The organism is Coleofasciculus sp. E2-BRE-01, assembly GCF_040221695.1.
Classification (GTDB): Bacteria; Cyanobacteriota; Cyanobacteriia; order Cyanobacteriales; family Coleofasciculaceae; genus Coleofasciculus.
On record NZ_JAVKEA010000083.1, the window covers coordinates 1 to 21,016 of the forward strand.

The following is a 21,016-nucleotide window of genomic DNA, read 5'->3' on the forward strand; positions in this document are numbered from 1 at the left end:
GTCAGACAAAGACTGAAAGAATGGTATCAAGATAGTAAAGGAAAGAAAGGAGAAAAGCGAAGAGAGTTAGATGTCAGCCAATGCTTTGCACCTTTACTCAAGTGGATTCTCAGTTTATGGAAGTCTGAAGACAAGTGTCTAGCCTTGGCAATAGATGCAACTAATATTGGTCAGAATTTTACTGTTCTTTCCCTTCATGTTCTTTATCAAGGTTGTGGCATTCCCGTAGCATGGAAAATTGTTAAAGGTACAGAAAAAGGTTCTTGGAAACCTCATTGGCTTCATATTTTTCACTATGTCAAGGATGTAGTTCCCAACTATTGGCAAGTAATCGTATTAGCGGATAGGGGACTATATGCTGACTGGCTATTTGAGACAATTTGTTCCTTAAATTGGCATCCTTTTTTAAGAATTAATCACCAAGGACACTATCAACTTAGATGTGATCCGGAATGGAGATGTTTAGATACAGTTGCCCCAAAAACAGGAACACAGTGGTCAGGTTATGTTACTTGTTTCAAGAACCATTCTCTTGAATGTACTTTATTAGCACGTTGGGATGAAGGATATAAAGAACCCTGGTTGATTGTTACCGACTTAGAACCAACACAAGCTCAAAGCTTTTGGTATGGTTTACGTTCTTGGATTGAATCAAGTTATCGAGATATAAAAAGTGATGGATGGCAGTGGCATAAAACTCGTTTAAGAGAACCAGATCGAGCCGAAAGAATTTGGTTAGCTATGGCAATAGCAACACTTTGGGCAGTAACTTTAGGGAGTGAAAAACAGCAACATCTATCAAAACAGTTCAACGATAAAACTAAGCCGAATTCTCGGATAAATTCCAAATCAGCTTCGAGAAGAAAAGAAAGGAATATCTCTTGTTTTTTACAAGGATTAATTAACATTATTGCCGATTTAATTTGTGGCAAAGGTATTTCCTTGAATGGTTTATTTCCACGACAATCTTTTTCCCTAAATACGTCTTGAACTATACAATTCTTCTCTTCCTGGTCTACTTTCCTTCCTTGTCCTCCTTGTCTTGTCCCCACCCTAAAGTAAAAAACCTACACCTGTCAGCAACCCCTCTCCCACCGGGGGAGAGGGGAGTTCTTTTTGCATTCCCAAAAATCACTCAATAGGATTATGAATGCGATCGCACTCTTCCAGCAACCCGTCACCTCAACCCAACACCCAATCTTGTCATTGGAGAACACAGCGAAGCGAAGTGAAGAATCTCTCTAATGTTGAGACTCATGAATCCGAATATAAATGCGATCGCACTCTTCCAGCAACCCGCCACCTCAACCCAACACCCAATCTTGTCATTGGAGAACATAGCGAAGCGAAGTGAAGAATCTCTCTAATGTTGAGACTTATGAATCCGAGTATGAATGCGATCGCACTCTTCTAGCAACCCGTCACCTCAACCCAACACCCAATCCTGTCATTGGAGAACATAGCGAAGCGAAGTGAAGAATCTCTCTAATGTTGAGACTCATGAATCCGAGTATGAATGCGATCGCACTCCTCCAGCAACCCCCCACCTCCACCCAACACCCAATCTTGTCATTGGAGAACACAGCGAAGCGGAGTGAAGAATCTCTCTAACTGTTGAGGCTAATCCTATCACTAAGATAATGTACAAATGACAAATGACAAATGACAAATGACAAATGACAATCACTGATTCCGCAGCGACTCTAATTCCTCTGGCGTGAACGGATTCTCCCCATCTTTTAACGCCTCAATCCAGCCTTGACGTTGGACTTTCATTTTCTCTAAATAGTCTATGTAGTCTTGGCGTTCCGCTAAAATATCCTCCCGTAAATCAAATTGACTTTGAGGTTGGGATTTTTCTTGCTCGATATTAATCCAATCGATATATGCCTGAAAATCTTCAATCGCTCCCTGAATATCACCTGTCAACGCCCTAGCTAAACCTCGCCTATCTTGATAGAAACCACGGTCATTTTCTTGGGCAACTTCTACCGCTTTTTCACAGGCAATTATGATATCTTGAGCCTCACCATTGATACTACCAATCCAGCAGATTTGTTTCCAAGCTTGGGCAGGAATTTCCACCGTGGGATCGAGGGTTTTGGCTTGGCTGTAAGCGGCTAATGCTTCGGTAATTTGACCATCATCAGCCAGACGCTGACCCCGTTCAACTAATAGAGATGCTGCTTTTGTTTCTGGCTTAACGTCTAAGCTGGGGTCAAGTTCTCTGGCACGATTAAACGCAGTAACCGCTTCATCAAGCTTGCCCTCGTATGCCGCATTTTCTCCCTGAGAGACTAAATTAGAAGCGGCGATTCCTCTGGCTCGAATTTCTGGATTAAACTTTAAGCTGGGGTCAAGTTCTCTGGCACGATTAAACGCTGTTACCGCTTCATCAATATTGCCCTCTCGTGCTGCTGACTCTCCCTGATTAACTAAAGCAGAAGCGGCGATTACTCTGGCTTGGGTTTCTGGATTAAAGGTTAAGCTGGGGTCAAGTTCTCTGGCACGATTGAAGGCTGTAACCGCATCTTCAATATTGCCCTCTCGTGCCGCCTTTTCTCCCTGTGTAACTAACGCTGAGGCTTCCGCTAATTGCTCGGCTTTTTGTTGAGGATTGAGGTTAAAATTGGGATTCCAGGCTAAGGCTTTGCGGAAGAGTTCCACGGCTGGCTGAATATTCCCATTCCTGGCTTGGGTTTCACCCTGGTAAAGCCAAAATTGGGCGGCGGCGGTTTTGTTGTCGGGGGTTTGGCAAACCGTTAATTTTTCTAAGTCTTGGGGATTAAATATCAGATGTTGATTCAACCAGTCACAACCTCGTGCTAACAGGGAGTCTAACCCATCAGCCCGCCACACCCGGGCGGTATTATCCCAAGAGGCAGTGACAATCCGCTCTCCATCGGGGCTAAAGTTGGCGCTGTAGACATAACTCTGATGCCCCTTGAGTTCGGTGAGTAGGTTCCCCTTTCTATCCCACACCCGGGCGGTTTTATCCCAAGAGGCAGTGACTATCCGCTCTCCATCGGGGCTAAAGTTGGCGCTTAAGACATGACTCTGATGCCCGGTAAGCTGAACTCGCTCCTGAATATTATCTTGAATCGTTTGCAACGCCAGCAGTGGGCTAGTGGCGGGATAGTCTTTCAGGGGACGATTTTTAACGATTGTCTGTAACTCTTGTCCCGCTGCCATGGCAGAAATTAGCGCATTGAACCGTTGATACTCAAATTCTTTGATAGCATTTGTCCCCTCTCGTTCCAGTCTCGTTCCCTCCTGGGCTTCTTTCTGAGCAATTTGCGCGGCTTCCTGGGCGGCTTTAGCGGCTTGCAGGGCAGTTTCTGCCAATTGCACTTGTTCCTGTAATTGGGCTTGTTCCCGTCGTGCCGTTTCTACAGTCTTCCGGGCAGTTTCGGCGGCTTGATTGGCGGCTTCATATTGCTGCTGTGCCTGGTTTACCTTTGCCTGGGCGGTTTTCAGGTTTTGATTCGCGGCTTGCATTTGTCGCTGTGCCTGTTGCACCTGTTTCTGTGCGGCTTGGCGTTTGGCTTCTGCCTGTTTCTGTTTGGTTTCGGCGGCTTGGGTTTTGGTTTGAGCCTTTTCTAACTGGGTTTGAACGGTTCCTAACTGTGTCTGGGCTTGTTTAACTTGTGTCTCTGCCTGATTTGCTTTCGTTTCGGCTTGTTTACTTTTGGCTTCGGCTTGCTCAATCTTGTTTTCAGCGGCGCTAACTTCAGACTTCGCATCCCCCACGGTTTTGGTTGCCCATCCGCCCAGAGATACGACAATCACCCCCGCCATGACTCCAGTTAAGGCTAATCCCGCCAAGGCGCGGCGCACCTGGCGATTGAGTCGCACTCTCGCTTGTTCGGTGCGTTCTAATTCTGCCTGGGTTAACTGACGCTGTGCCTCTGCTTGGAGGCGCTGTTTCCGTTCCTTCTCCAATTCAGCAATTAATTCTTGTAATCGCGGTTCCTGCTGCTGGCGAATAAACGCGGCTAAGTAATCATGAACTAATTGATATCGCTGTTCGGGATTTTCGGGTAATAGTAAGACTAAGCCCGATTTAACGAATATCTGTAAGACTAAATCTAGTTGTTGGGCTTCTGGAATCCAATCTGCCGCTAAGGATGAATCCCCCCTAACCCCCCTTTGAAAGGGGGGAACATCTTCTGGCTTCCCCCTTTCAAAGGGGGACGGGAGGGGGATTTCCAAACCCTGACTCTGACCCACAGAAAGATATTGTTGCAAATCCCGCTCAATTTCCGCCCGTGTCTTCAGCGGGCGAGTTCCCTTTTCATCCGTCAATAAATACAGCACCAATTCCGCCGCCTGTCGATTCTCTTCCCCACAATCTGCCACGACTTCATCTAAATAGCGCTGCACTAACACTTCCTTCGCCTGTTCCCCATACTGGCGATATTCAGCTAATCGGGTAATCTTCTCGGTTTGCAGTTGCGCCCCCACCACCTGCAACTCAATCGGGCGCACTTCTCCCACATCCCCCGCTAAATCCTGCACCAATGCCTCAATTAACGCCGTCTCTAGATGAAAACTCGACCGTTCCGTCAGCCGTTGAATGATTGATTGAGTATCAGCGGCGGAAAAGTTCCCTAACCGATAGAGGATATTGCGACTGAGAATATCATTACCAATCACTTTCATACTCTCCAGGTAATTGCACTCTAATAAATAGTGCAAATAATCCTCCCGCAGGGAGAGAACCACCTTGACGGGGGAAATCTTCAGACATTGCCCGATAAACTCAAAAAAGCGCCGCCGTGCCCTGGCGTCGGGATAGACAAAGAAAAATTCTTCAAACTGGTCAAAAATCAGCACCGTCCGCAGATTCAACCGTTCTGTTTGCCCCAGTAGAGACGTTGCATGCAACGTCTCTACACCATCGGGTAATGGGTTCACCCCATTGTCAGCCAACGCCTTTGCCAATACCTGTGCCAATTCCTCTTGCCAATGGGAATACACCCGCATCGTCACCGATAACGTATCTGACGTACCCATCACCTTCTGCTTCAACGCTGGCACCAATCCCCCCTGCACCAGGGAACTTTTGCCCACACCAGATTGCCCATGAATCACAATTAATTTACAATCATTCCGCCCAATCCGCTCAATTAACCGTTCCACATCCAACTGACGCCCCGATGCGGCAATTTCGGGGGCAATCATCTCCCCAACTCCTGGCTGAGAATAGGCTGGACTTCCCGCCGTCGGTGCTAGCTTTGCCTCCCGTTGCGGCTGTATCCACGCTGCGCCGACAAATGCCCGTAAGCCATACTGCTGTTCGATGGATTGTCGCCTCAGCTTAATCTCAAAAGCCTGAACATAGCGCCGTTGCTGAAAATACCCCTGCTGCAACTGACTGAGAATCTCCAGATACAGGGCGGTGTCATACTCCGGACTCCCTACAGTTTGGGCGCGTTCTAAGTTCTCAATCGCCGCTTGAGGTTGATTTAGCCCAGAATACGCCTGCGCCACTGTGAACCGATACTGACTCTCGGCGTATGCCATCTGCCACGGTTTGTCCGTTTCTGTCGAACTTGCCGCTAAACAGTCCAACGCCTGCTGCGCCAAGTCCTGCGCCTTGTGCCAGTTGGCTTCTGCCAGGGCGACTTGGGCTAATACGCCATAGTCTGCGGCTAGTTTACTTGACAGATTTGCTTGTTTGTGGTAAAAAATCGCTTGTTCTGCCCAGCGTTGTAATTCCTGCCACTCCCCCAACCGCCGCAGAATTTGCCCTAAACTGGATAGGGAATTGGCGACTAAATCGGGACGTTGTGCCGCCTCAAAAACAGCCAAACATTGCTGTACATACTGCCGCGCCGCTTGCCAATCGGGATGCTGAATCTCATCAATAGACGCGGCTTTCAAGGAATAGCCGATCGCTAATTCTTGCAACAGTTTTCCCTGGCGTTCTACCTGATTACAATCTTGCCAAAGGGCAGCACTATTTTGATAATGAATTAACGCTTGGTCTAAATTGCGGTGACTGGGATGACCCGCCTGAATCACCCCCCGTAAGGTTTCCACCGTCGCCGCTAATTCCGGATTCCCTTGATAATCCGCCCCTGGCAAATCCTGCGTCGCCTGGTGAATTTCCCGACAGTGGTCTAGGGTGAGGTGTAAACACCCCGCAAAAAAGTTATCGACATTTTCCCGTAAAACGGCAATTAATTCATCCTTCGGCATCAAAAAATGGGACGTAATTCCCCAACTTTGAAAATCGGGGGCATACGTCAAGAAATCCTTGAATCCTTGGTCATTCACCCACAGCACCAAGGGAAAGGAAAAATGCTTACGAAACTCCTCCCGCACCTGATTGGTAGCACTCAAAAGCTGGCGGCTATTCTCCACCGCCTCCAACCCCAACACCATCGCCGCGTCAGGTGTCTCATCGCCTAATTCTGCCTGGATGCGAGCATAGAGGGTGCGTTCTGATGCTTTAATGTCTACCACCCGTATCTGTACGGAGGTTAACGCCTGTAGCTGTTGGATGAGGCGCGATCGCAGCCGGATATAGTTACATCGGGCGAAATAGATGCGAAATTGCCCCAGAGACATCTCGATTGACCAGGCGAGTTCGTCGAGTTCGGTCTGGTTGTGGGTGATAATATCGTCGGGGGGGTGGTGGTGAGCCATGGTGAGGGCGTTGGGCAATAGGCGAGGGATAGAGGAGCTGGGGGAGCTGGGGGAGCTGGGGAAGCTGGGGGAGCTGGGGAAGCTGGGGAAGCTGGGGGAGCTGGGGAAGCTGGGGGAGCTGGGGAAGCTGGGGGAGTTGGGGAAGAAGAAATTATATTTAGAGCTTATCCGAGTAGTATTGGCAGGGAATGGGGGAATTGTATTTTTTTAACGCAGAGGTTCGCAGAGGGGGGCGCAGAGGTTCGCAGAGGAATATTGAGGGGTTTTTTTGGTGTTAGGCTTAAGGCGGGTTTTGAACAAATAGTAGCATCAATGGTTAGGGTCGGGGCGGGTTTAGTCGCGTCTAGGTAAAAAAGAAATGATAATGGTGAAACCCGCCCCTACAAACCTGGTTTACTCGAATTAAAAAAGAAGAGTTCGGGAGTTTTCTCACGAATCCGGTTAAGATTAGCACAAGCGCCACATCTACATATTTTAAGGGTACGGCATTGCCCATTGATGTCAACTTAAGCTTAACCCCTCACCCCCAGCCCCTCTCCCAAGCTTGGGAGAGGGGAGCAAGAGGGGAGCAAGAGAATCCAGTTCCCCTTCTCCCCACGGTGGGAGAAGGGGTTAGGGGATGAGGGAGAAAATGTCGAGAAGTAGATGGACACAGATTAAAACCTTGCCAGCATTGGTTTTCTACCTTAAGTTGACACGGATGGGCAATGCCGTGCCCCTACAAAATTTCCAAATGACAAATGACAAATGACAAATAACTAATCCTGCATCTCCTTCGCTTCTGCTAAAAGCGGATTGATGTCAAACCAGGATTCCTGATTCTGCCGATATTCAAACACTAAGCGACTATTAATCAACTTCTCATATCCATCAATCCCACTCACTTTTTTCCGTTGTCGCACCTGACGCAATAATTCCCAATCGGAATCTGATATCACCATCGCCATTTCATTGCGCCGGGAACGAATCACGGCTTCTAGGGTTTCCCGCAATAGGGGTAGTTGTTTATTCTTGCGAATCCAGGCATTCAAGATACTCAATATATCCCGAACGTGTCCCCCACTAATCGCACAAAGGCGATCGAGGGTTTCTGCATTCTCGAAGAGTTCGGGAATTTTTTCTAGGCGTTCTGATTCATTCAGGTTGGGAAACGCCCGGACTAAGATCATCTGGCGTAATTGCTGCATTCCCCTCTCACTAATCGCGCCATCAGGATGTTTCACCGACACCATGGGTAAGACTTTCGGTTCATCAGTAAATCGTTGGGTGAGATTGCCATATTCTTTAGAAAACTTCAACCCCAAAGGCATGGTATAAACAACGTGACAGTTGAGTCGATTTAAACAATCGCCTTGGTCAACAAACAAATATTCCGGTTGCGGACGCCCCCAATCCTTGGGGCGACTATCCAGGCGGTCAAGGTTATCCACAATCACCACCAGTCCATTTTTACCGATCGCTTTTAGGGATGCGATCGCAGGTTCCAGCAATTCCTGATTAATCGCATCCACGAGTTGATTTTTCTGGGGTCCCAAATACCGATTCAACCGTTCTCGCAGTCTCGCATCGCTTTTGGTGCGGGTGGTAATCTCACCAATGCCAAAATAAAGGGAAAACTTGTCCTTGTCTGAGGTCATCCCCACATCTCCCAGAGAGTCCCCCAGTAGCTTCAGTCCGGGAATCTTCAACTTTATCCCTGTCACCTCAGAGTTTAACACCTCCAATGCCCCAGCCAGAAACTCTTTCAGCCTCCTGGGTTCAACCAGGGATATATCCTGTAAACTTTGACTAACCTGGCGTGCGATCGCCAGTAGCACTTCACCAATGTCTACATCCGCCATTTCTAAGTCTTCCGAGGACTCAAAATAGACCAAATGGAACCCCTCTTGTTCCAGTTCCAACTTGAGTCGCAGTAACTCGGTAGACTTCCCACAACCAATATGTCCGGTAAACAGGGAACAGGTGGGACTATCGGGGGAGAAGAAGCTAATATTATCCTTAAGCTCCTCAATAATCTGACCGCCACGTACTTCCGAGAAATCAATATACAGCTTCTGATCCTCTGGATCTTGAGCAAACAGAGGCTTCCCCGGATCAGTCGCCCGATAAAAATGGCGTATGAATTCGATGGTCATCGTTTTTAGCCCCAGTCAAGTCAGGTCAGCAAGGGTTGACCCTGAGCGACTTGTACCGAGCGAAGTCGAGGTAAGCCGAAGGGTCGTCAATGATAGTATAAGAGGTTGGGCGCGATCGCTTTTGCGTTTGAACATAAAGCCGTAACAGTAGCGATGAATTCTCGTTCTTGTTACAAATCTTTACTTAATAACTCAGGGTTTATCGCCCATTTTTACAGACAAAATCTAAAATTTTGATTAAAATCTTGGTGTGGCTAAAGAATATTTTTAGAATTTGGTAAATTTTATGATACTTGCAGAAAAAATACAACGACAAAATTTCAGCCGCAGCTCATCTCATTTAGCCCTAGTGTTTGCCCAAACTATGCAAACTGGACAAATTAGCTTCTCGCAGTGGTATGAGTTAATGACGGCACCGTTAGAAGATACATTGAGTCCTGAGGCTGAGGATGCGATTACCCGTTTAATTTATGGAGTACGTCACGGCTTGATTAAAGTAATTTAGGGGTTGCTGAATAAGTTTTCTGGTGAGGGTAGGCAATAGGCAATAGGCAACACCTCGGCTTACCTCGACTTCGCTCGGTAACACGCTCGGTGTGTAACAGGCAATAGTTTCACCCCCTGTCTTAGGGCTAATTCTGCTTACGCATCCTCTAAAAATTCCAGGATTTCGATGATAACGACGAAAAGAAGATGATATACCTGTAGAGATGTGCCATGGCGTGTCTGTCAAAACGGCAAGTCTTCCTCCTCTGGCTCAGTAATCGAGAGTCGCCAAGTCGTTTTATTCTCTTCTTCTACGGGCAATTCTTCCATTACCTCCCCTAACTTTTGTTGTAGGGATTTCGTCAATTGTACTGATATATCTAACTCAATCCCTAGTTTTTTTGTCACTTCTGCTAATTGATGAAACGCAACTTTTTTGCTGGTGCGATTTTGACTGGATAAGCGAAATCCATGGACTTTTTTGACATTTTGCGCTTGCATCGCCGCTTTCAGCCGTTCCTTAATTTGCTGAATTTCCGTATCCAGTTGTTTCCAGCGATGTTCGATTTGTCGATAGCGTAAGGTTAGGGCTTCAATATCCTCTGTGGCGGGGTCAGGTTGTGCTAGGTCTAATAAATGATGGTGAACGTGAGCCACATAGACGACATCCTTAGCCGCGTAATCCAGTTGGCGAGGTGAGAGGGGGCGCTTCCTCCAGTCGCCTGTTTGTTCGGTTTTATCCACTTGGGGACATATCCCAAAATATTCGGTTAGGGTTTTCAGTTGATAATTGGGGACAGGGAGGCGATAGTAGGGAATGGTTTTTGCTAGTTCTAGGGTACAGGTGACATTTTTTGCCTTGCGTTTACCCAAAAATTTCCGGTCATAACTAGCGTTGTGAAAGACTTTCTCGATTGCCGGATTGTACATTACTTTAGCAATAAACTCATCGGCGAGTTCTGGCTGATATAGCACATCGAGAATCCAGACAGACTCAGCTGTGAGGTCATTCCCATCCGCCAAGACTTGAATTAACGACAATTGCGGCGTATCGGTTTTATAGTCAGCGACTTCCGTATCTAACCATAGGATAGAGGCTTGAGTGCAGCTTGCGATCGCGCTTTCAATATCTTCGGCTTGCGTAAGGTATGGCATGAGTCAATCGAGCAGCTATCTCATCCTACAGTAATACACCTTACGTGATCAGAAATCCTGGTTTATCCATTTTCATCCATTCCGCACGTCAGTACAGGGCGCACGTCTGTGCGCCCCTACTCCGATTCTCTAATCCCTAATCCTCAACTTTTCCCCGCGAATGGAATAATCCAACAACTCCATCGGATGCATCAAGCATATCTCTTTCTCCTGCAAGTTCAAATGCTTCTTAATTTGCAGTGAACATCCCGGATTCGATGACGCAATTAACTCCGCCCCCGTATTCAACAGATTCTCAACCTTTTGCTGTCCCAACTCATCCGCTATTTCCGGTTGCAGCATATTATAAACCCCCGCACTACCACAACATAGCGCCGCATCAATGGGTTCGCGTAATGTTACCCCCGGAATTTTCCGCAATAACTGACGCGGTTGTACGGAAATCTTTTGCCCATGTAACAAATGACAAGCATCCTGATACACCATTGTCAAAGGCTTATCGGTCAAGGGTGACAATTTAGCCGTCAATCCTACCTCCGCCAAAAATTGCTGCACGTCTCTCACTTTCTCCGCAAACTCTTGCGCCTTCTGGCGATACACCGGATCATCGTCTAATATATGCCCATATTCCTTCAACGTATGACCACAGCCTGCGGCATTAATAATCACATAATCAACATCCGTTCCCTCAAAACTATCAATCATTTGTCGCGCTAATGCTTGGGCTTGTTCCGTTTGTCCCTGATGTTCGGGTAATGCAGCACAACACCCTTGACTTTTGGGAATCACCACTTCACAACCATTCGCCGTTAATACTCGCACCGTTGCTTCATTAACTGGCGAGAAAAATAGCCGCTGTACACATCCCAAAATCACACCCACTCGATACCGCTTTTCCCCTTGCGCCGGAATTACATCGGGGAAGTTATTTTGGAAAGACTGTAAGGTAATTTGCGGTAAAATTGAATCCATTGCCGCTAAACGGGGGACTATTTGCTTGAGTAATCCTGTAGACCGAACTAGCTTTTGTAATCCTAATTTTTGATACAGATAAAGTGGCGCAAGGAAGGGGCGCAGGCGTCCCGGATAAGGAAACAGATTAAAGATTAACGCTCTAACGATGCGATCGGCTAAACTCCGAGGCTGATTTCGTTCAACCTGATGACGTGTGGCGGAAATTAACTTATCATATTGTACTCCAGAGGGACAGGTCGTCACACAAGCCAAACAGCCTAAGCAGGAATCAAAATGTTGTGTCGTCGCCTCGGCTAATGGTGCTTCACCTTTGTTAATCGCATCCATTAAATAAATCCGTCCCCTAGGCGAATCCATTTCCTTACCAATCACTCGGTAACTGGGACAGGTGGCGAGGCAAAACCCACAATGAACACAAGTATCGATTAAGTCTTGTTTGGGCGGATTTTTAGGGTCAAAACCAGGAGATTGAAAATCATTTGGTTCCGTTTCTAATGGTGTTGTTGCTGCGCTTTCTTTGACCGAATCGGGTGTAGGAAATTTAAAATCCGTTTGCATATTTTGTCGTTTTAGGTAGATGTACAGGAATCAATAAATTGTGAGTCTGTAGGGGTTGGTTTGGGGCGGGTTTAGTCACTTATGGGTGCAAAAGAAAAGATAATAGTGAAACCCGCCCCTACATTCGGACAAAACAGGTTTACTATAAGGTTGTAAAGGTCAGATATGCTTCTGTGACTTCTGTCTTCAAATATCTCCGACAAATCGATTAGGACTTAAAAGGGTTTTCGGATCAAACTTCTGTTTGATTTGACGCATAATATCTAAAGCGTTGCCACTGTATCCCCAAACATCAAGCTGCTGTTTCACACTAATTGGAGCCTCTAATACTGTCAAAAAACCGCTGTGAGATTGGCAATGTTCTCGCATCTTTAAAATTGTCTCCGGTGTCACCGTTTCCGGATTAAGTCGCACTTTTCCTAAGCCACTTCCTGCATGAATTAACCCTAATCCCGTTCCAGAGGTGAGAGTATCAAGTACAGTTAACATCATAACTGCCGCCGTTGGTACTATCCCTATTTTGCAAGTAATTGAGGTGGATTGGGGCATTCCCCAGATTTGTTCTGGTAATGATTGCCATAGAGTCACTTCATCGCTATCCTGATAAAGTGTGCCTTGGAGTCCCAACTGTTGCCCCACATCTAGCAACCGGGATGACTGCTCCTGTACACTTTTGGTGACACTTTGGAAGCGTACCATTAAGCCCATCCCTTGACCGAGATCTAATTGTTTTACCAATCCAGAGGAGAGTAATTCGGCGGCTGTAGGGGTTAGGGCGGAAGCGAGTAAGGTTTGGGTTGTTGATGCGATCGCGTCAGCGTCTCCGGTGAGTACCACTGTCCCCGATGCTTCCTGTACCGGATACAAGCGAAATGTCACCTCGGTCAAAATTCCCAAGGTTCCATACGCCCCCGTCAACAGTTTCATCAAGTCATAACCCGCCACATTTTTCACCACTCGTCCCCCGGCTTTGGCAAGTTGTCCATCACTGCGGACAAAGGAAACCCCCAATAGCATATCCCGAACCCCACCATAGCGTTGTCGCCATGAGCCACTATCCGCCGTTGAAATAATTCCACCCAGGGTGGCTGCTTCCGGGTAGGCGGGTTCTAAAGGCAGAAATTGATGGGTTTTCAGCAGTATTGGCTGTAAATCTGCCAATTTCACACCCGCTTGCGCCGTTACTGTCAAGTCACCCACCGCATGATCAATCACCTGATTCAGGTTTTGGGTACTAATCACCACGTCAACGGGTTTACCCACACCCGCCCAGGCTAATTTACTCCCATTCCCACTGGGGAGAACTTGCCAGTTATGGGTATTGGCAGACTCCATTACTTGACAAAGCTGTTGAATTGTGGTTGGACAAACAAGCGTACTGGTAATCGTGTCTACGCCATACGCTCTCTTGAGTCGCTCTTGCCATAGCGGAGGTAAAGTATTCCCCTGGTAGAGGTTAGAGTCACCCACAATCGGGGTTAGAGTTTGTGCGATCGCATTCATTGGATCGTCCTTCGTCCTTCGTCATTCGTCATTTGTTGATTGTTCATGGTTCATTGTTGATTGCAAATCATCTTCCCCATCTCCCTCATCTTCCCCATCTCCCCCATCTTCTCAATAACGAGGTCGTACCTGATAATGGCGGTAACGTCGATAATCCCGCAAAATCTGGTCATGATCGAAACATAGATTCGTGGGAATCTCCCATAGATGAAAAATCTGCAAATTCTTAGCATCATCAGCGGCTTGGGGTTCCCCTGTCCCCGTGGCTAGAAATACAATACTCAGGGTATGCTTACGCGGATCGCGGTCAGGTGCCGAATAGACGTGAAACTGCTCAATTAACTCCACCTGTAAGCCAATTTCTTCCTTCGCTTCGCGAACCGCTGCTGTTTCCACCGATTCCCCGTAATCGACAAAGCCGCCAGGAATTGCCCAACCGAGGGGGGGATTTTTGCGTTCGATCAGAATAATCGGTCGCGAGGGTCGATCTATGAGTTCAACAATAATATCGACTGTGGGAACTGGATTTCGGTAAGTCACAAGCTAAGTTCAGGTAACGGGTAGGGAGCAGCGTGGGTTCGTTGTTTTCAGAATACCTCTATCGGCAGAGTTAAATCTACCACGATGGCTCTTTTTTAACGTCTCCCTAGCGTGCTAATGTCGATAGGACTTGCTTTGCTGTACTATGGTCTATCCTCTATGCAGATTCCTAGATCGAGTGGTGTTTTGCTGCATCCCACTTGCTTTCCCAGTCCTTATGGAATTGGTGACTTAGGCTCACCAGCGTATCAATTTATTGATTTTTTGGCGGCTAGCGATCAGCGATTTTGGCAGATCTTGCCCGTCGGACCCACGGGGTTCGGCAACTCGCCGTATATGTCTTACTCCGCCATGGCGGGAAACCCGATGTTGATTAGCCCAGAACAACTGAAAATGAAGGGGCTACTCACGGATGAAGATCTCGCCCATCTAGCGGAGTTTCCCCCGGATGCTATCGATTTTGACCGAGCCTTTCCCCTGAAAAAATCGCTCCTGCTCAAAGCCTGCGATCGCTTTAAGCGGGAAGCGTCATCTGAACAACAGGAGGAATTTGATGAATTTTGTCAGCGTCACGCCTACTGGCTCGATGATTATGCCTTATTTATGGCACTCCACAACACCTTTGAGGATGCCAGTTGGCATTTATGGGAGCCAGACATTGCTAAAGCCGAACCGCAAGCGGTGAAGGAGTGGCGAGAACGGTTACGCGATCGCATTTATGAGCAAAAGTACTTCCAGTTTGAGTTTTTCCGCCAGTGGTCGTGGTTGAAGCAGTATGCCAATGACCGCAATATCCAGATTATTGGCGATATCCCGATTTATGTTGCCCATAATAGCGCTGATGTTTGGTCAAACCGCGAACTGTTTGCCATCGATGAGGAAACTGGCGAAGCCTCTCTAATGGCAGGTGTTCCCCCCGACTATTTCAGTGAAACGGGTCAACTTTGGGGGAACCCCATTTACGACTGGGAACGCATGGAAAAGAATAACTATCACTGGTGGATCATGCGCCTGAAGATGATGTTCGAGTACGTCGATGTGCTGCGAATCGATCATTTTCGCGGCTTTGAGGCGTATTGGGAGGTTGACCAAGGTGAAGACACTGCCATGAATGGGCGCTGGGTCAAAGGACCTGGAGCCAAATTTTTCAAAGTCCTCAAGCGGGAATTAGAAGGACTACCGATTATCGCGGAGGATTTAGGGGTGATTACCCCAGAAGTTGAAACATTGCGGGATCAATTTGGGTTTCCGGGGATGAAGATTTTGCATTTTGCCTTTGGTGGAGGTCCAGATAATCCTTACTTACCCTTTAACCTGGAGCGCAACTGTCTGATTTATACCGGGACTCACGATAATAACACGACAATCGGCTGGTTTAACCAGATCGCCGACTATGAACGAGAAAATGCGATTCGTTACTTAGGAGGCTTAAGTGATGAAGGCATCAATTGGGATTTAATCCGGTTAGCCTACAGCAGTGTCGCCAATCTTGCCATGATTCCCTTGCAAGATTTCTTGGATTTGGGTGCAGAGGCTCAGATGAACCGTCCCAGTACATCTGAGGGAAACTGGAAATGGCGCTACCGAACCGAGATGTTGAGTGACCAACTGCGCGATCGCATCAAAACCCTAATTTATACGTATGGTCGGACACCGCATGATTCTTGAGGGTTATACCTGTTGAGCAAACAGATGATCAAGACCGAGGATTAGCCGCAAAGGTCATTTCCTCAACCGCACCGGGGGCGCCCATTTGTTTAGCACTTTGGTCATTAAACTCGACCAGGACGCCTCCGGCATTACCCGCCCGGACAATCAGTTGTTGATCCGCCACCCAAGTCCGCTGGGTGCCTTCGGGCAAGACGCCTTCAAATTCGGTTTTACCATCCACAACGACTCGAATCCAGGACTGAGCCTTCAGGGTAACACCTACCTGCACGGGTTTACCATCTTGGCTGGCATGACTAATTTCCGCCGATTGGTTCATATCAAGGGACTGTTTCGGTGGTCTGGATTCAGGCTTTTTCGGTGTCGGAAACTGCTGGGCAGAGGGGGTATTGTCAACTTCAATCACTTGCACTGCCGAGCGACTCAGAATGTGAGATAAACCACTGACCGAACCAATCACCAACAGAATATAGAGCAGGTAGAGATGAAGCGGTCGCAATTGAGCACCAGGTAAATGCCGCCAACGGGGTCTGATAAACTGGATACTCGCTCCCACCGGAAAAGCATCGGCAAGTTCTGCACCGTTGAGTCCCAGTGCTTCGGCAAATCGCCGAATAAAGCCGCGAATATATACAGGCTCTGGCAACTGGTCGATCTTTCCGTCTTCAATCGCCTGTAAAAGCCGTGCCTGAATTCGGGTTTGAGCCGCAACTTCCTCTAAGGTAATCGACTGTTCGAGGCGAAACTGACGTAGGCGAGCGCCTATTTCTTCGAGCTTCTCAACTTGTTCCTGCTGCAAATGACTCGTATTCTCCTTCATACACGGTACTCCTTGATATCTGCTGGCACGTTTTCGTAAGGGTTAGTGAACTCGGTTGTGGAGGAAGCGGATTTCAAATTCTTCAAGATAACGGTAGTGACCCCTGAGCAGTATCGGTTCACCTGGTCGTTGTAATTGAATCGGACCAATTGCCGTGCGGTGCAGATGGATTACTGGATAGCCTAGCAGGTCAGCAACTCGACGAATTTGACGGTTTCTCCCTTCTGTCAAGACAATTTCTAAAAGTGTTTTATCGGGTTGCTGCTTGAGTACTCGAACTTGAGCAGGTAAAGTGGTTCTACCCGACAAGTCCACACCCTGACGCCAAGCCGAGAGAATTGATTCAGGAGGATGACCCTTGACCCAAACCCGATACGTCTTGGGAACGTGATGGCGAGGATGGGTAAGTTTATAGGTCAATGTTCCGTCATTTGTCAGAATTAACGCTCCTGTAGATTCCATGTCCAACCGTCCCACCGGATGGATGCCCTGGCCTTGTCTAATCGTGCTTGGCAGTAAATCAAGAACTGTACGACGTTCCTCAAGAATGGTATTACACACTCGATCATTCCGACAAGTAGAGACTACACCCACAGGTTTATTGAGCAACAGATAAATTGTCTGAGGACGATTACTGGGTTTGAGCCGTTGACCATTAACTTCAATCAAATCCGTTTCCGGATTCGCTTTTTGCCCTAGCTGCACCAGAGTGCCATTTAGCCGAACAAGTCCGGCTACGATCATTTTCTCAGCTTGACGCCGTGAGGCGATGCCCCACTGTGAGAGAATTTTTTGTACTCTTTCCTCCATGGCTTGACTACCTGTGTAAGCTAGTTCGTCTCGACCCAGATCGTGCTGGTTCCAAGTTGATCTCCATCCTTATCGTATCCAGCAGGAGTTTGGTTAAACCTCTCCGGCTTTTAAGGTGGCTAGAGAGAATCAGTCTACTTCTAGCCCTGACCAGAATAGACCATGTACAAATATTACAAGAATGCGGAGAATTGCAAGCGTTTGGTTTTTTGACCTGCTCATTGCCTTGCTCGGAGACTATCCCCGTTGTGTCAGAATACAGGATTGACCCGAAATTGTGGCAATGGGCGTTAATCAATCAAAAGCTGGGACAGACAAAGGCAGCCGGATGATTAGCACAGTGGTATCCCCCGCCGTGCAATTATGGCTGCGATCGCAGGTGGATGCCGTGGAAACACTACAGTTTAAGCTGATGGGTCGCGATCGGCAAATTCTTCGAGGACACATTCCTACTGTGTCTATTGCGGCTCGTCGAGCTATCTATCAAGGACTGCATCTGTCGCAAATCCAGTTAGATGGGACAAATATTCGTTTCAATCTCACTCAGGTGTTTAAAGGCAAACCCTTACAACTCCTAGAACCTGTCCCAGTTACGGGTCAACTCATACTGCGAGAGAGTGACCTGCAAGCCTCTCTGAGCGCTCCTTTATTATCAAATGCTTTAACGGAATTACTGAATACATTTATTAAATCTTATAATCCACCGGATCAGTATCCACCCCTGAACGAATCCGAAATCAATTGGCAGCAGATTACGATTGATGGGGAGCGACTCACTCTCAAGGGGACGGTGACAAAGGAGGCGACCAGAGAAATACCGATTAGGATTGATGCGGGCATTCAACTGGCAACACCTCAACAACTGCGACTCCACCCCCTCCAGATTCACATTAACGCTCAACAGCCCCCGATCACGTTAGAACACTTCACGATTGATTTAGGAGCAGAGGTTGATCTCGAAGAACTCACTCTAACCCCAGGACAATTAATTTGTCGCGGCTGTATTAGAGTTATACCCTAATTAGATTTCATTCTTCAGAGTGGTGGGAGCAACCGGAAAATTGTTTTACTCTCAGAGAAGCTGTGGGACTGTTAAACTTGACGGGAATTGCCGTACAGGTAAACCGATCCCGAAAGTCAGGATTCAGTCACCCGTACAGCAGTTGGGTAGTGGTTGCGAGAAAAGTTATTGTGAAAGTTGATACGAAACCGTCCATTCAATTGGTTGAAGATGCCACCCAAGAACTCATAGATTGGGCAGCTACCATTGAGCATTCAGACGCCACCTATTTTGAAAAAGCTCAAGCCATAGCCAGACGCTTGGGGGCGCATTACCGTTCTGATGGGTTAACCGAAATTGGCTTCTGGACACCTCGGTTGTTGGCGCAGGTGATGCGGAAGATGGAAATCTATCTGGAAGTCTTAACCCCCCTTGAGCCGATTGATTGTCGGGCGGTTGAGCAAACCGTCTCCTTTCGCCGCGATCGCCTATTCTTACAACAAGAAGGCGAATACCATTGGGGTGTAATCGCCGGGATGCGTCCAGGGAACCGTGAGCAGATGGGATCGTTCTACTGGCTGCGCTTTGTCGATCAACAAGGAAACCTACAAGCGATTCGGGATACAATTCCCTATTCCATGCCGTATGGGGTGTTTGGACCGGCTGAACTGTATGATATGGCAAGCTTACAGAAACAACGAGCTGATCTGGATTACTTCAAAGCCACCAGCGTCCCCGCTGATCCGCTAACGTTTCCGCGTGTGCCAGCCCCCCGGAACATTTTACAGCTTCATATTGGCACCGCCTCTGAGGAGGGAACGGTTGAGGGATTAACCCGTATTTATCGCCAAATTGCCAGTAAATTAGCCGACAATCTTCCCTTAACCCCAGCCGAAGAAAACTATGTGGGGTACGACGCGATTCAGCTATTACCTATAGAACCCACGATTGAGTACCGAGACGAATACAGTCCAGAAAGTGAATTTTTTGTCTGTACGGCTGAAGATGAAGATGACCTGCAAATTAAACTGACTAAACCCCATACCCAGGATTGGGGTTATGACGTGCCAATTTTAGGGTCAAGCGCCACGAATGCAGCGCTTTTGGGTAGCTTGCGTCCTGATGAATTAGTGGACTTTATCGCTACCCTGCATACTTTTCCCACCGGTCCAATTCAAATTATCTATGACCTGGTGTATGGTCATGCGGATAACCAATCGGAGTTACTCCTGCATCGCCAGTTCCTCAAAGGTCCGAATATGTACGGTCAAGACTTGAACCATCAGTTACCGACGGTACGGGCGATGTTTTTGGAAATGCAGCGGCGTAAAATTAATACGGGCGCTGATGGGGTACGGATTGATGGGGGTCAAGATTTCCGTTTCTTTAATCCTCTGTCTGGACTGGTGGAATATGATGACGCCTATCTGCTGGCGATGAGTGATGTGGTTCAGGATATTGAAGGGCATCAACGACTCTTATTCACCATTTTTGAAGATGGTCGTCCGTGGCCCGCTGAAGGATGGGAAGAAATCTCGACATACCGGGAATTAATTAACCTGAAACCGGAATCGTTCCAATGGGGACCCCTGATTTTTGCCCATAACACCCCAGCCTTGGAAAAGTTTTGGGATCTCAAATGGCGGCGGGTTTGTGAGGTAATTTTTGAAGGAGATCATTGGATCACGGGTTGTGGCAATCATGATACCGTGCGTCGAGGCAATCAAATCGCGCTAGATGCCCAGATTAATTGGAATTTAGGCAGTACGCTGCCAGAAGTATTAAATAATGCTTACGATAACCCGGCGGTGACGCTGTGGGTGTATGGGTTCAGTCCGGGATTGCCTATGGACTTTATCAATGCGACAATGCACGCCCCGTGGATGTTTTTCCGCAATACCGATGAACGCTATGGGGTCAAGGTGGTTTCTGAGGAAATTGGCTTCTTGGATTGGCAAGTGACGCCAGAACTCTATGACGCACCGGAAAGTTTCAGTCGGTTGAAGTCCTTGGGATTTAGTCAGCTAGAGGAATTGCGGGAGTTTGGCAGGGCGCTGCAAGTTGCCATGACTGAAAAGGACTACAATCTCGCCGAAGTGGTTCAAGCGTGCCAGTTCTGTTTAGGAGACAATACGGATCAGTGTGATATTGAACAGCTGAAAAAGTTGAATAAACCAGAAATGGTGAGTTTCTTGAAAGGGTTGACGATTGAAAAGCTCAAGTCATTCGCGTTGATGTTCATGGAAGACTGTTACGAACTGTGTAATGTCTCTCACTATGAGGACAAGCTTGATTCGGTAAGAACTCAGTATAACCTTAGCTTGCGTCGTTTCCGCCATGATCATCCCTGGTTAGGTCACAATTTAGCTGGAATTGATCGATTCAACAAAATTAGTGATGAGGAACGGACGGTATATTACGGGGTTCGCAGTAATCCTAATGATCATGATCAACAAATCGCCATGGTAGCGCACATGGGTGGAACACCAATGACGGTTACCGTGGGAGACTGGCTGCAATTGGACATGAACGAATGGCAAGTCGCGATCGCGTCTCCGGGTTTGGATAGTGGTGATCACTTGGCAGATTTACGCTGCTTTGAGTTAGCCGATTCTCAAGCGGTGCTGTTAAAGCGAGTGAGTAAACCCGAATAGTCTTGGGTTTTGGACATCTCCATAGTAGGGGCACTACTTGTTGTGCCCCCTCCAGCGC

At 47.6% G+C, this 21,016-nt stretch carries 17 protein-coding genes; 9 read left to right on the forward strand and 8 right to left on the reverse strand.

The window, feature by feature from the left end; genetic code table 11:
* The 4 genes from RIG66_RS10005 to RIG66_RS10020 all read left to right on the forward strand — a co-directional run.
* Positions 1-990 (forward strand): transposase (locus tag RIG66_RS10005; protein ID WP_446377584.1); only part of this gene is annotated, 990 nt, incomplete at its 5' end.
* Between the two features lie 160 nt (positions 991-1,150).
* Positions 1,151-1,354, forward strand: coding sequence for a hypothetical protein (locus RIG66_RS10010; protein WP_446377586.1), 204 nt, complete (start codon positions 1,151-1,153; stop codon positions 1,352-1,354).
* Positions 1,351-1,476: a hypothetical protein gene (locus tag RIG66_RS10015; RefSeq protein ID WP_446377588.1), complete on the forward strand. Its 126-nt coding sequence runs from the start codon at positions 1,351-1,353 to the stop codon at positions 1,474-1,476. The genes RIG66_RS10010 and RIG66_RS10015 overlap by 4 nt, the downstream gene beginning before the upstream one ends.
* A 12-nt stretch (positions 1,477-1,488) precedes the next feature.
* Entirely contained in the window at positions 1,489-1,611 is a 123-nt protein-coding gene (locus RIG66_RS10020; protein ID WP_446377590.1) for a hypothetical protein, read from the forward strand.
* A gap of 72 nt (positions 1,612-1,683) precedes the next feature.
* On the opposite strand, the gene RIG66_RS10025 is transcribed toward RIG66_RS10020, so the two are convergent.
* A complete protein-coding gene (locus RIG66_RS10025) occupies positions 1,684-6,654 on the reverse strand; it encodes an nSTAND1 domain-containing NTPase (RefSeq protein WP_446377592.1) in 4,971 nt (1,656 codons plus the stop codon).
* Between RIG66_RS10025 and RIG66_RS10030 the strand changes: the two genes are divergently transcribed.
* The gene (locus RIG66_RS10030) at positions 6,653-6,865 is read left to right on the forward strand and encodes a hypothetical protein (RefSeq protein ID WP_446377594.1); all 213 of its coding nucleotides are present in this window, start codon (positions 6,653-6,655) and stop codon (positions 6,863-6,865) included. The genes RIG66_RS10025 and RIG66_RS10030 overlap by 2 nt on opposite strands.
* 547 nt (positions 6,866-7,412) lie before the next feature.
* Here the strand turns inward: RIG66_RS10030 and RIG66_RS10035 are convergent.
* Positions 7,413-8,789 carry an ATP-binding protein gene (locus RIG66_RS10035; protein WP_446377596.1) on the reverse strand — a complete coding sequence of 459 codons (1,377 nt, stop codon included), beginning with the start codon at positions 8,787-8,789 and terminating at the stop codon, positions 7,413-7,415.
* 286 nt (positions 8,790-9,075) lie between these two features.
* Here RIG66_RS10035 and RIG66_RS10040 point away from each other — a divergent pair, with 286 nt between their 5' ends.
* A complete protein-coding gene (locus tag RIG66_RS10040; RefSeq protein ID WP_006105499.1) occupies positions 9,076-9,294 on the forward strand; it encodes a hypothetical protein in 219 nt (72 codons plus the stop codon).
* Positions 9,295-9,518: 224 nt separating this feature from the next.
* Here RIG66_RS10040 and RIG66_RS10045 read toward each other — a convergent pair whose 3' ends face one another.
* From RIG66_RS10045 to RIG66_RS10060, 4 genes are all read right to left on the reverse strand, one after another.
* A complete protein-coding gene (locus RIG66_RS10045) occupies positions 9,519-10,430 on the reverse strand; it encodes a ribonuclease D (protein ID WP_446377598.1) in 912 nt (303 codons plus the stop codon).
* A gap of 129 nt (positions 10,431-10,559) precedes the next feature.
* The gene (locus RIG66_RS10050; RefSeq protein WP_446377600.1) at positions 10,560-11,963 is read right to left on the reverse strand and encodes a (Fe-S)-binding protein; all 1,404 of its coding nucleotides are present in this window, start codon (positions 11,961-11,963) and stop codon (positions 10,560-10,562) included.
* A 186-nt stretch (positions 11,964-12,149) separates the two neighbouring features.
* On the reverse strand, positions 12,150-13,466 hold the full coding sequence (locus tag RIG66_RS10055; protein ID WP_446377602.1) for an FAD-binding oxidoreductase: 1,317 nt from the start codon (positions 13,464-13,466) through the stop codon (positions 12,150-12,152).
* 111 nt (positions 13,467-13,577) lie between these two features.
* Positions 13,578-14,006, reverse strand: coding sequence for an NUDIX domain-containing protein (locus RIG66_RS10060; RefSeq protein WP_446377604.1), 429 nt, complete (start codon positions 14,004-14,006; stop codon positions 13,578-13,580).
* A 159-nt stretch (positions 14,007-14,165) separates the two neighbouring features.
* On the opposite strand from RIG66_RS10060, the gene malQ reads away from it, so the two are divergent.
* Positions 14,166-15,674, forward strand: coding sequence for a 4-alpha-glucanotransferase (gene malQ / locus RIG66_RS10065; RefSeq protein ID WP_446377606.1), 1,509 nt, complete (start codon positions 14,166-14,168; stop codon positions 15,672-15,674).
* A 28-nt stretch (positions 15,675-15,702) separates the two neighbouring features.
* Here malQ and RIG66_RS10070 read toward each other — a convergent pair whose 3' ends face one another.
* Both RIG66_RS10070 and RIG66_RS10075 read right to left on the reverse strand, forming a co-directional pair.
* The gene (locus tag RIG66_RS10070) at positions 15,703-16,494 is read right to left on the reverse strand and encodes a helix-turn-helix domain-containing protein (RefSeq protein ID WP_446377608.1); all 792 of its coding nucleotides are present in this window, start codon (positions 16,492-16,494) and stop codon (positions 15,703-15,705) included.
* A 42-nt stretch (positions 16,495-16,536) separates the two neighbouring features.
* A complete protein-coding gene (locus RIG66_RS10075) occupies positions 16,537-17,304 on the reverse strand; it encodes a pseudouridine synthase (protein ID WP_446377610.1) in 768 nt (255 codons plus the stop codon).
* 283 nt (positions 17,305-17,587) lie between these two features.
* Here RIG66_RS10075 and RIG66_RS10080 point away from each other — a divergent pair, with 283 nt between their 5' ends.
* A complete protein-coding gene (locus RIG66_RS10080) occupies positions 17,588-18,325 on the forward strand; it encodes an LmeA family phospholipid-binding protein (RefSeq protein WP_446377612.1) in 738 nt (245 codons plus the stop codon).
* A gap of 170 nt (positions 18,326-18,495) precedes the next feature.
* The gene (gghA, locus tag RIG66_RS10085) at positions 18,496-20,958 is read left to right on the forward strand and encodes a glucosylglycerol hydrolase (RefSeq protein WP_446377614.1); all 2,463 of its coding nucleotides are present in this window, start codon (positions 18,496-18,498) and stop codon (positions 20,956-20,958) included.
* Positions 20,959-21,016: the final 58 nt, after the last annotated feature.